The following is a 12815-nucleotide window of genomic DNA, read 5'->3' on the forward strand; positions in this document are numbered from 1 at the left end:
GGTGAGGGAGTAGAAAAACCTAATTTACCAGAAAAAGGACAAGGTTCTTCTAATAATCAACAACTTCCAGCTACAGGACACAATACGAATTACGTTCCATTCATCGGTTTTATGCTTCTGTTATTAGGAATACGATTAAGATTCATGGCTAAAAATAGCTAACAGATGTATAAAAGGCATCAGAGATATATAGTCTCTGATGCCTTTTAAGTGAATACAGATAAAATGTAAATATCTATATGGAATGATAAATATTTTAAGCTTCAATTACGCTAAGCATTCTGTTTATAAATGCAGCTGCGTGAGCGCGTTGTGATGGTCCTTTTGGTACGAATTGATTAAATTCATTACCTTTTACAATTCCAAATCCATACACTCTTTGTACTTCTTGTTTAGCGTAAATTAAGTTTTGGTCTACAAATGGTAGTTCAACTTGTTTTGCAAAAATACCAGCGTGTTTTAGAGAACGATCAATCATAATAACAGCTTCTTCACGTGTAATTGTGGTATTTGGATCAAATGTATTATCACCACGTCCGCGGATTATGCCTGCGCTTGCTGCACGATTAATACCGTCTCTTAAAGATGGGTGTACTTGTTCTAAGTCTGTGAACTTAGCATTTCCACTTGGTAATTGTAAAGCACGAGTAATTAGTGTAGCGAATTCAGCACGCGTTACAAGACGTTCTGGGAAGTACTTGCCGTTCCCTTCTCCTTGCATAATGCCTCTAGCTGCTAATTGACGAATGTCTTGTTCATACCATCCACCTGTAATGTCATCAGTTACTGGATCTTTTTGGTTTTCCTTATAGTATGTTTCAGTTCCTTTTAAGAAAGCATTCCATTGTCCGCGTTGAATCATAAACGCAGGGCAGTTTTTCCCTGACCAAAATTGATGTTTTTGGACCTTATCTAGAGAAATATTTAAGTCGTTCATTAAATAAGCTGCCAATTTACGGGCATTTTCTACCGCTTTTTCATAGTTTCCATCTTGATTAACGGCAATTTCAATTCCGATAGATTCATAGTTTCCAGTTTTATTTCCAGCATGCCATCCAACTTCATTTACTGGAAGATGTTGATAAATTTCTTTATCATCTACTGTGAAATGCCAAGATGCGGCGCGATCAGCTGTTCCGCGTGCTTGATTATCTAAGAATTTTGCATGATTTAGAGCATTAGCACCTTTCGCTGTATTAGCCGTTTCGTGAATCGTAATATATTTAGGTACCATCGGGTAGCCAGGGCGAATATCGTCATTTCCTTTAGGGACAATCATTTCTTTAAATGTAACGCCATAAATATTGTTTGTTTGTAGAGCATCTGGAGCTCTTAATAAACTATTTTTAGCAGAACGAACGTTTTTTAGTAATGAAGCTTTTGTACCTTCAAATGTAGCAGAAGGTGCATAAATCCATTTTGCTGTTTCATTTATTTGGACTTTAAACCAATTTCCAGCTTGTTCAGTAGGAGTAATGACTTGTGGCTGTAGTTTCCCTTCTTCGTTAAACGATTGGAACGGAAGTGCATGTATGGAAGCTTCTTCTTTTACGATTAATTTTTGGTTAGATAGTTTATGAATCTCTTGAACTTCTAAGCTATTATCATTGTTATCTATCCATCCAGCGCCAGTTGACGTCGTTATGTAGTAAGCATTTCCTTTTTTCTTTGTCGCCGTTACGACTTGTTCTGTAATCTCCATATTCGATTTGTTTTTTAAATCATTCGCGGTATATAATGAATGTTTTTTTGAAGTATATAGTAGGAATTGACCAGTAACCTCGATATCTTCTTCATGAGTACTATGCTCATTAACATGCTCTTTAATACTTTTAAAAACTTGATCCTCCGTATATACTTCGGCGGATTTTTCAGCACTCTCTGCAAATGAATAAGTAGGTGCAAGAACAGTTTGTAATGCAAGAGAGAGAGTTAATACACTATAAAATTTCTTTTTCATATTTTTTTTAACACATTAGATTATGGAATCTAGTGTTAACATTCCTCCTTTATATATTGTATTTTCGCTATGTAACGATTTTTTGTACTAATAAATTTTAACAAGAGAAAATCATGATGTCTATATACATGAGCGATATTCATAAAAAGAATTATTTGAAAAAATGTAAGAGAAACAGGTAAAACCTTCTGTATTGACCTGTAAACGCCCTTCAAGTAAACTAAAGAGAGTTTGCAAATGAAAAGGTGATAATGTGTTAATTTCAATTAAAACGTTACAAGATGATCGTTTTTTACGTCCGCTACAAAATATTGGCGGCTTATTTTTTGAAGATAGTACGATTGGATTTGAACAAGAGGAAGCGAATCTGATCGTTGATATACACATTGAGGATAATGTGAAAGCATCCGCTCGATTAACGGATGTTAGCACAGGAAATGTGTATGAAGAAACATTCTCGAAAGATTTATCTGCTTTCACAGATGAAAAAGAGCGTATGAAGCAAGTGAAGCACGTTGTTTCTTATGTATATCTTTCTGTTCTTCAGCAGTTAACTGGACTTGAACAAAGCTGGGGTATTTTAACGGGAGTACGTCCGACGAAACTTCTTCATAAAATGCTTCAAAATGGTATGTCAAAGGAAGAAGCGCATCAAGAACTTCGTGAAAGTTATTTAATTCATGAAGAGAAGATTGAACTTCTTCAGCGCATTGTTGATTGCCAATTAGCAGTTGTTCCGGATTTATACCGTTTGAAAGAAGAAGTAAGTATTTATATCGGTATTCCGTTCTGCCCAACGAAATGTGCATACTGTACATTCCCGGCTTATGCGATTAATGGACGCCAAGGGTCTGTTGATTCGTTCTTAGGTGGTTTACATTATGAAGTTCGTGAAATTGGTAAGTTTTTAAAAGAAAAAGGTGTGAAAGTTACGACGATTTATTATGGCGGCGGTACACCTACAAGTATTACAGCAGAAGAGATGGATATGCTGTATGAAGAAATGTACGAAGCGTTCCCAGACGTGAAAAATGTACGTGAAGTAACAGTTGAGGCAGGTCGTCCAGATACGATCACGCCAGCAAAGCTAGAAGTGTTAAATAAATGGAACATTGACCGTATTAGTATTAATCCGCAGTCATATCATCAAGAGACACTAAAAGCAATTGGACGTCACCATACTGTAGAAGAAACAATTGAGAAATACCATTTAGCTCGTGAAATGGGAATGAACAATATTAATATGGACTTAATTATTGGTCTTCCTGGTGAAGGGTTAGATATCTTCAAGCATACGTTAGATGAAACAGAAAAGTTAATGCCAGAATCATTAACAGTTCATACGTTATCATTTAAACGTGCTTCTGAAATGACGCAAAACAAACGTAAATATAAAGTAGCAGGTCGCGAAGAGATTACAGCGATGATGCACGAAGCAGAAGAGTGGACGCAAAAGCATAATTACGTACCATATTACCTATATCGTCAAAAGAATATTTTAGGTAACTTAGAGAACGTTGGTTATGCAATGCCGACGCAAGAGAGTATTTACAACATTGTCATTATGGAAGAAGTACAATCAATTATCGGACTTGGTTGCGGTGCATCAAGTAAATTTGTTCATCCGAAGACGGGGGCAATTACGCACTTCGCAAATCCGAAAGATCCAAAATCATATAACGATGGCTTTGTAAAATATACAGAAGATAAACTGAAAATTTTAGAAGAGCTATTTGTATAAGAGGGAGAGTGTTCCAAATCGGAACACTCTCTTTTTTATATTGTCAGCTTTTGTCAGTAAGGCGATATATTCGAAAAATCGCTGCTATAAATTGAATTGCGGTCGATATATTTGAAAAATCGCCAATATAATTTCATGTATCAAAGGTTTGCACGTGTTGTAAAACTATGTCGATAATAATCAGAAAAATTAGTCAAAACATTGAAGGACAATGTCTACTTATGGACGAAATGATAGATTTATGAAAGAGAAAAGGGGGAAATTGTTGGCATGTACATGACGATAGGGAGAATTTTTGATTTATCTGTTGGTAAGTATCCGAATAAAGAGGCGTTAGTGGAACCTGAAAAAAATATTCGCTGGACATATAAACAGTGGGACGAACAAATAAATAAAACGGCACACGCTTTATTAGAAGACGGAGTAAGAAAGGGAGATACGGTATCTGTTTACTTATATAACTGCCATGAATTTGTAAACGTTTACTTAGCTTGTGCGAAAATTGGTGCGATTTTTAACCCAATTAACTTTCGTTTAAAGGCGAAAGAAGTATCTTATATTCTTCAAGACGCATCCTCGAAAGTCGTTGTCTTTGAAAAAGCAGTTGAGTCAACTGTTGCTATCATTGAACGAGATTTTCCAAATACATCTTTTTGGTCTATAGAAAACGATAAACCTTCCTATGCAAGTTCCTACCATGAAAAAGTGAATGCAGCATCTTCTGAGAAAGTAAATATCGAAATTGATGAAATGGACTTTTGTTCTATGCTTTATACGAGCGGTACGACAGGTCATCCGAAAGGTGTGTTACATCGTCATCGTGAAATGGCTGAGCATAGTATGATTTGTACGTATTTCCTAAAATATAATAGAGATAGTGTGGGGCTTGTTGTTGCGCCTTTATATCACTGTGGTGAATTAAATGCCGGAATCATACCACGCATTCAAGTTGGCGGGAAGAATGTTATTTTGCATCATTTTGATACAGAAACAGTATTACATACGATTCAAGAAGAAAAGATTACGACGTTCTTTGCAGCACCGACGATGTGGAATATGTTGTTGCAAAAAGATTTAACTCAGTATGATTTAACTTCAATGAAAATTGGTATATATGGCGGAGCGGCAATGGCGCCGGCGTTAGTGAAGGAATGTAAAGAACGTCTTTATATTGACCTTGTTCAAATATACGGAATGACAGAAATGGGACCAGTTGTTGCGTTTCTCGTAGAGGAGGATCAAATTACGAAAGCTGGTTCAGCAGGCACGCCATGCTTTAGCCACGAAGTTCGTATTGTGAAACCGAACGAGGAGGCACCGGCAGAACCAGATGATGTATTACCTCCTTATGAGGTGGGAGAAATTATTTTACGTGGCCCAACTATGATGGCTGGCTATCATAATCGCGAAGAGGCAAATAAAAAATCGATGTATAAAGGATGGTATCATTCTGGTGATTTAGGATACTTCGATAAAGATGGTTATTTATTCGTTGCAGATCGCGTTGATGATATGGTAATTAGCGGTGGTGTAAATATTTACCCTCGTGAAATTGAAGATTTCCTTCATAGTCATCACGGTATATTAGATGTGGCGGTACTTGGTGAGCCAGATGAATTATGGGGAGAGCGTGTGGTGGCAGTTATTGTGAAGAAAGATGAAACAATAACAGAAGCTGATTTAGAAACGTATTGCAAAGAAAGTGACGAATTAGCAGATTATAAGCGTCCGCGTCATTATTTATTTGTAGATGAACTTCCGCGTAATGCGAGCGGGAAGTTGCAGAAGTTTGTGCTGAGGGAGTCATTGAAAGGGACAAAAAAATAGAAAGTGGGGGATACCCACTTTCTATTTTTATTTGCGTGAAAAACCTTCTTCATCAAGGTATTCCGCAGCTTCTGGATAAGAGTTGAATGTACCGTCTAAGTTTACACCAGCGTACACGTTCCACATGTCATCCTCTGAAATAAGAGTAAGAATATGACCATCTTCGTTCTGCCATTCTTCTTCTTTCGCAGGTTCTACAGGTGCTACTACTTCTTCTTGTGATAGAAGGTCAATTGATTTCTCAATTACTGAACGTAACTCTTCTGCTGAAAACTCGCGGATGTTAACCATACCTTTATCATCCGTTTTGTAACCTTTAATACCGCTTGCATACACAAATCCATTTCCATTTGGGTGTAAATGAAATACAACGTTCTTTTTATCTAAACGACTTTCTTCAAAGTGGAAGTTTACACGTTTTAATGATACGTTCTTTCTTTCTAGTTCTGGGAAAGATTCAATAATCGATAATTTTTCTTCAAAAGTTAGCATAGTGCCTCCAAGTATATAGTAAAAGATTTAATTTGTTCATTATAGCATAGTTGCAATTGTTTCCAAAGATAAGGGGGAAACTTTTCATTAAATCCGTTTACGTCACGAGAATGTAAAAAGTGAGCTAACGAATGTATCTTTTTAGGTGTACAATGGAACATGGACTTTATACAAAGGTGGTTTTTTTATGTTTCAAAAAATAGCAAAGGAATGTTTAGCAGGATTTACTGTTGCGATTGTTGCGTTACCACTTGCGATTGCATTTGGTATTGCCGCGACAGGAACGTCTGAGGGAGCGCTTGTTGGATTATATGGTGCGATTTTTGCAGGTTTATTCGCAGCGTTATTTGGCGGGACACCTGGGCAAGTAACGGGGCCAACTGGACCAATTACCGTTATCGCAACTGGAGTTATTGCGACGCACGGGTTAGAGGCAAGTTTTATTGCCTTTATGATGGCAGGATTATTTCAAATTTTATTCGGTGTATGTAAGCTCGGTTCTTACGTTCGATATATTCCGTATCCTGTCGTTTCAGGATTTATGAATGGTATTGCATTAATCATTATTTTAGGTGAAATAAAGCATGTACAAAATAGTTTTCTACTTGTTGTGTTAACGATTATTGTAATGATTGTTTCTGGCAAATGGATTAAGGCGATTCCGTCTAGTTTAGTAGCACTAGTCGGTGTGACAGCTTTGCTTCCTTTATTTTCTTCTCTACTCGAAGGACTTGCAGTAAAGTTACCGATTATCGGAAATCTTTCACTAAATAAAGTAATTGAAAAGATTGGAACCATTCCAGAAGCGATGCCTACGCTTCATATTCCATCTTTAAGTGGAACAGGAATAGCAGCACTTATTTTACCAGCGCTTAGTATTGCTTTATTAGGATCGATTGACTCGTTGTTAACATCGGTCGTAATGGATAATGTGACAGGTACGCGTCATAAAAGTAATAAAGAGCTTGTTGGACAAGGTATCGGTAATATGATGAGCGGATTGTTTGGCGGATTAGCAGGTGCAGGTGCGACTGTAAGATCTATCGTGAATATAAGAAGTGGTGGTAAAACGGCACTTTCGGCATGTATGCATAGTGTTATCTTATTTATTTTTATTATGGGTCTTGGTTCGGTCGTACAATATATTCCACTTGCTGTATTATCAGGTATTTTAATTTTAACTGGTATTGGAATGTTCGATTGGGAAAGCATGAAAAAGATGCATGTCGCTCCTAAAGGTGATGTCGTTGTTATGCTCGTAACGATGATTGTAACGGTGAAGTTCGATTTAATGATTGCCGTTGCATTCGGTATTATTCTTTCGTTCATCATATATATGGTGAAATGTAAAGAACGTAAAACTTCTATCGTAAAAGAAAGAGAAGAAACGTATACAATTCAAGGACCGCTCTCTTTCCTATCAGTAGATCGTATTTTCTCTACTTTACAAGATGTGAAGTCACCAGTTGTATTACGTATGAAAGATGTGCGTTATATGGATGTATCAGGAGCTATGGCATTATTAAATTTTGTTGAGCAATCAAATAAAGTAGGGGCAAGTGTAAAGCTTGAGCAAGTACATCCAAGTATTGAAAAAACAATTGTAGTAATGGCAAGCGATGAACAGAAAGAGCAATTGAAAATCTTAAGTGTTTAGATAGCAATTAGAATATCTCACAACTTTACATAAATTATAATGTAGAGTTGTGGGATATTCTTATAATGTTTTTAGTAATATGTATCGCAGTGATAGAGAGGAAGAGCTCTTTTTGCGTAACAGAAACGGTTATAATGTGTACATATATAATGGAAGTAATTAGAAAAAGATTGTGAAGAGATAGGTTTGAATTGGTTCTGTTTTCTATTTTGAAAAAAAAACCAAGTATTCAACCTATAATAAATTTGTTATGATAACCAATGGGATAAAGTGAATCCCTATCGTTTAAAACAATATGTTTGAGAGTATATGTATAAAAGAAAAGAGAAAAAATATGAATAAAACATTTGTAAAAGGAGCAGCAATTTTAACCATTACAACTTTTTTGTCGAAATTGCTTGGTAGTTTTTTTCAAATTCCATTACAAAATATTGCAGGAGATGAAGTGCTAGGTATTTTCCGCCTTGTTTTTCCTGTATATATGATTGCTCTTACATTATCGGTAGCCGGAGTTCCACTTGCAATTTCGAAACTAATTGCAGAGTTGAACGAAAAAAATAAGCAAAAGGAAATTGCGAAATTATTTAAATCAGCGTCAATTATAGGGATAGCATTTGGCGTTTTCGGCTGTTTAGTCATTGTATTATTTTCTATTGAAATTGCAAATATGCTCGGTGGACAAGAAACTAGAATGCCGTTGCTTATTACTTCATTAGCATTACTCATTGCGCCATACATGGCGGTGTATAGAGGGTATTTCCAAGGTTTCGGTGATATGAAACCAACAGGAGTATCACAAGTCATTGAGCAATTTGTCCGTGTGTTTTTTATGTTAATAATTGCTTACATACTAGTATCGTGGGATAAGAGTAATACTGTTATTACTAGTGGTGCGATGGTTGGCTCTTTTCTTGGAGTCATTAGTTCGCTTATATATTTGCGTATAAAATATAATAGAAGTCCATACTACAATAAAAGCAATTCCTATTCGCTCCGAGATTTAAGAGAAAACGGCAAAAAGATATTGCGGGTATCGATCCCAATCGCTATCGGAGCTTTATCAATGCCGCTTTTAAATTTAGTAGACTCGCTTACAATACCGCATGTATTACAAGGATCATCAACAGAAATTCAAGAACAATTTGGAATATACAGTCGCGGTTTTGCATTCACGCAAATAATTGTTATTTTTGCAAGTGCAATTGTATTTCCGTTAATACCACTCTTAACTTCCGCATTGGCCAAAAGAGATATAAATTTGGCGAAAATAACAATTCAAAATACAAATCGACTAGCGCATGTTTTGACAGCACCATTAACAGTATGGTTGATGGCATTAACAGTACCGTTAAATGTCGGATTGTTCACAGACGTAAAAGGCAGTAGTATGTTAACAGTTATGATTGGCAGTTCGTATTTTACTGCGGTTATGGTATTATCAATAGGTGTTTTACAGGGGATTAATCGTTCTGCACAAGCTGCATGGATTGTTATTGGCGCGAGTTGTGTGAAAGTCGTGTTAAACATTATGTTAGTGCAGAAGTTTGGCATAGATGGAGCGGCGTATAGTACATTAATTACTTACGTATTGATTTGTATTGTAAATCATTTGTATATTCGAAGCTATATTGCCTATTCTATTCATTTCAAAAACTTTTTCGGTGTGCTAGCAATAGCATGTATTTTCGGACTAGGATTGTATGAACTATGTAATGTGATAGATGTTACATCTTCAAGAATTATGACGTTATTATTCAGTGGTATAGCATTAAGTATTACAACCATTTTGTATGGTGTATGTGCTTTGAAATTAAAATGGATATCAATAAAAAAAATACCATTTTTGAAAAGATAAATATAAAAATTTAATTTTTTATTAAAATTCATATGAGCTGATAAAGAGGAAACTATGTAGGGTATTAAGTGTTTAGGTAAGGAATGGGTACCAGTTTATGTTAGATGAAATAAACGGTTACCTAGTTTTGGAGGAGATTTAGGGTGCGTTTAGTCTTATCAGGATATTATGGTTTTTATAATGTTGGAGACGAGGCGATTCTACAATCAATTATTGAATCGTTAAGTAAAGAGAACCCGGATATAGAACTAGTAGTACTATCAAATGATTCTAAATATACAAAGGAAAGGTATGGTGTAGAATCGGTAGATCGCTGGAATATAAAAGCTGTTTATCATGCAATCAAAAACAGTGATGGAGTTATTAGCGGTGGCGGGAGCCTTCTTCAAGATCAGACAAGTACGAAGAGTATTCTATATTATACGGGTATTATGGGACTCGCTCGATTATTAAAAAAGCCGTATTATATTTATTCACAAGGAATAGGTCCAATTACAAAAGGATATAATCGTCTATTAGTAAAATGGAACTTGTCAAAAGCTTCCTATGTATCAGTTCGAGATGAAGATTCGTTTTTATATTTAAAAGAACTTGGCATAAAAAACGATATTGAAATTGTTCCAGACCCTGTTTTAACATGGAAACGGACAAAACAATCGGATTGGTTGCAAAAGCATTCGATACATGGAAAAGTAATCGCGGTTAGTGTGCGTTATTGGAATTCAAAAGAAGATTATGTAAAAAAATTAGCTACGGCATTAAAAAAATTAAAGCAAGAAGGATACCAAATTCTATTTGTTCCAATGCATGAGCCATTTGATCAAAAAGCTTCGCGTGAAGTAGTAGACTTAATGGGAGAAGAGACGTATATGCTTCCATATAAAATGGATATCGACGAGAAAATATTCATTTTATCACAATGTTCATTACTAATTGGTATGCGTCTTCATGCACTTGTTTTTTCTGCTGTAGCCAAAACTCCAATGGTCGGGATTTCGTACGATCCGAAAATTGATTCGTTTTTAAGTCAAGTGAATCAGCCAGTTATAGGAAGTGTGGATGGCGAATGGAGTGCGGAGTATTTATATGAAATTGCGAAAAAGCAATTAATGCAACAAGGAACTGTGGAGCAAGAGTTACAATTAATAATAGATGAGCTTCGGTTGCAAGGCAAACAGGCAACAAAGAAACTCATTGATCATATGGAAAAAGACACTTTATTAAAAAAGTAAAGTGTCTTTTGTTTTGAATTTAATGAAAATTATAATTATAAAAACGTTTTATTTTAATTCCTATTTATTATGCTAAAATGATTGCGATTATTATATAATCAAATTTGTGATAATAAATTCGTAGATTACGAGGAGGATAACCTTGAAGACTTTTTCAAAAGGTATAACAGCAGTGGCATTAACGGGATCATTACTTTTAACTCCTATTTCAAGTTATGCGGCAAATGATGATATTACAGGACATATGTTTGAGACGCATATGCGCTCACTTATTACTAAAGGAGTTTTAATGGGGTATGGTGAGAATGTATATGCGCCTGATAAATTAGTAACAAGAGCAGAGTTTGCTACATTCATAGCAAGGTCTTTAAATTTACCGAAAGCTGATTCGAATTTCGAGGATGTGCCGAAGACTTACGGTTTATATGATGGTGTAAGTAGAGCATATGGAGCGAAAATTATTAATGGTCGTACGAACGAGACGTTCTCACCAAATGATGTGATTACACGTGAAGAAATGTCGATAATGGTAAAGCGAGCATTAGACTATAAAAATATTAAAGTAGCTGTAAGTCCGCTTACCTTTACTGATAAAGATAGTATTAACTATAAAGAGCATGTACAAGTTATGGTGGCTACTCAAATTATTAAAGGGTATCCAGAAGATAATACATTTAGACCACATTTATCAGCTACAAGAGGGATGGCTTCAGCTATGTTGGATCGTATGCTTCAGACAATTGAAAAAAACGGAAATAGCAATCTTGTAGAAACTAAGAAATATGTTGTGACAAATGTAAGAGAAAACGGAACAGAGCAAGAAGTAGAGCGCTATAATACGTATAAAGAGGCAGTTACGGCTGCTCAAAATAAAGGTATGAATGCGGTAAAATACGAGAACGAATTCTTATGGATTAAAGATGGTTTTGCAAGTGCGAAAAGAATAACTGGGCAAAACATCATTAATATTTATGATGAGAATTTGTCAACAGTATATACGTATATTCAGTATGGAACAGAATTGAAAGTGTTAGAAGTTGGCGAAGATCGTGTGAAAGTTCAACTTTCTGGTTTGACAGGTTATGTGAAGAAGAATGAAATCACTTTAATTCCTACAAATGAAATGAAACAGTCGTCTTATTATGTGAAATCAGATGGATATTTATACCATAAATATTATACATATAATACAAGTTCACCTGGATATACAGAATTTAGATATGGTGTGGCACCTTCTTTCATGAAGCAAGGACAGCAAATGTATAGTGTAGATGGAAAAACATTTGGAGATGAAACTTTCTATCAATATTTCAATTATTTATCATTACGTTCGAAAACAAATTATACAGCTGAACAACTAGATAGTTATGTGAAATCGATTAAGCCAGACTCTCCATTAATTGGTTTAGGAAAGAAATTTAAAGAAGTAGAAAGCAAGTATAATGTAAATGCATTATTCTTATATTCATTAGCAATCCATGAAAGTTATTATGGAACAAGCGCTCTTGCAAAAGATAAAAATAATTTATTTGGTTTAAAAGCAACAGACGATAGTCCATATGGTAACGGGGAAGCATTTAATTCAAAAGAAGATTGTATTGAACATGCAGCAAAATTATACATGAATGAAGGATATTTAAATCCAGGACATTGGCGTTATACAGCAACATATACAGGTGATAAAGCTGCTGGTTTAAATGCGAAATATGCATCTGATGCGAACTGGGGTAAAAAAGTAGCGGGGCATATGAACCGTTTTGATTCTTATTTAGGTAAAAAAGAATACAACAAGTATAAACTTGCACGTGTGATGAATAACGTAGAAGTGAAAAAGAATCCTAGTATATCAAATGAGCGACTGTATCGTTTGAATACAAATGTAGTTGTCACAGTTACTGGTGAAGAAATAATAAATGGAAAAGCGTGGATTAAAGTTATTTCAGATAATCCTACTGTAACTGAAGCGTATATTGCAAAAGAAAGCTTAGAGTACGTAAAACATTAATTAAATAAAAAAGAAGGTGCTACTAATATTTCGTAGCACCTTCTTT

At 35.3% G+C, this 12815-nt stretch carries 9 protein-coding genes; 7 read left to right on the forward strand and 2 right to left on the reverse strand.

Annotated elements, in window-relative coordinates:
* On the forward strand, positions 1-162 hold a 162-nt coding region (locus MR160_RS20205), incomplete at its 5' end, for an LPXTG cell wall anchor domain-containing protein (protein ID WP_153601653.1).
* A 94-nt stretch (positions 163-256) separates the two neighbouring features.
* Here MR160_RS20205 and MR160_RS20210 read toward each other — a convergent pair.
* A complete protein-coding gene (locus MR160_RS20210) occupies positions 257-1960 on the reverse strand; it encodes an S-layer homology domain-containing protein (protein ID WP_000726534.1) in 1704 nt (567 codons plus the stop codon).
* Between the two features lie 253 nt (positions 1961-2213).
* Between MR160_RS20210 and MR160_RS20215 the strand changes: the two genes are divergently transcribed.
* Both MR160_RS20215 and MR160_RS20220 read left to right on the forward strand, forming a co-directional pair.
* The gene (locus MR160_RS20215) at positions 2214-3701 is read left to right on the forward strand and encodes a coproporphyrinogen III oxidase (protein ID WP_000908777.1); all 1488 of its coding nucleotides are present in this window, start codon (positions 2214-2216) and stop codon (positions 3699-3701) included.
* A 270-nt stretch (positions 3702-3971) separates the two neighbouring features.
* The gene (locus MR160_RS20220) at positions 3972-5528 is read left to right on the forward strand and encodes a fatty acid--CoA ligase (protein ID WP_000281977.1); all 1557 of its coding nucleotides are present in this window, start codon (positions 3972-3974) and stop codon (positions 5526-5528) included.
* 27 nt (positions 5529-5555) lie between these two features.
* Here the strand turns inward: MR160_RS20220 and MR160_RS20225 are convergent, their stop codons facing one another.
* Positions 5556-6020, reverse strand: coding sequence for a hypothetical protein (locus MR160_RS20225; RefSeq protein WP_000954998.1), 465 nt, complete (start codon positions 6018-6020; stop codon positions 5556-5558).
* Positions 6021-6207: 187 nt separating this feature from the next.
* Between MR160_RS20225 and MR160_RS20230 the strand changes: the two genes are divergently transcribed.
* From MR160_RS20230 to MR160_RS20245, 4 genes are all read left to right on the forward strand, one after another.
* A complete protein-coding gene (locus tag MR160_RS20230) occupies positions 6208-7677 on the forward strand; it encodes a SulP family inorganic anion transporter (RefSeq protein WP_000486648.1) in 1470 nt (489 codons plus the stop codon).
* A gap of 334 nt (positions 7678-8011) precedes the next feature.
* Positions 8012-9532: a putative polysaccharide biosynthesis protein gene (locus MR160_RS20235; RefSeq protein ID WP_001044004.1), complete on the forward strand. Its 1521-nt coding sequence runs from the start codon at positions 8012-8014 to the stop codon at positions 9530-9532.
* 143 nt (positions 9533-9675) lie between these two features.
* A complete protein-coding gene (csaB, locus tag MR160_RS20240; protein ID WP_001241599.1) occupies positions 9676-10764 on the forward strand; it encodes a polysaccharide pyruvyl transferase CsaB in 1089 nt (362 codons plus the stop codon).
* 142 nt (positions 10765-10906) lie between these two features.
* On the forward strand, positions 10907-12769 hold the full coding sequence (locus MR160_RS20245; RefSeq protein WP_242297925.1) for an S-layer homology domain-containing protein: 1863 nt from the start codon (positions 10907-10909) through the stop codon (positions 12767-12769).
* The last annotated feature ends 46 nt before the right edge of the window (positions 12770-12815 follow it).

Source organism: Bacillus cereus group sp. BfR-BA-01382 (genome assembly GCF_022663475.1).
In the GTDB taxonomy this organism is placed as follows: domain Bacteria; phylum Bacillota; class Bacilli; order Bacillales; family Bacillaceae_G; genus Bacillus_A; species Bacillus_A thuringiensis_S.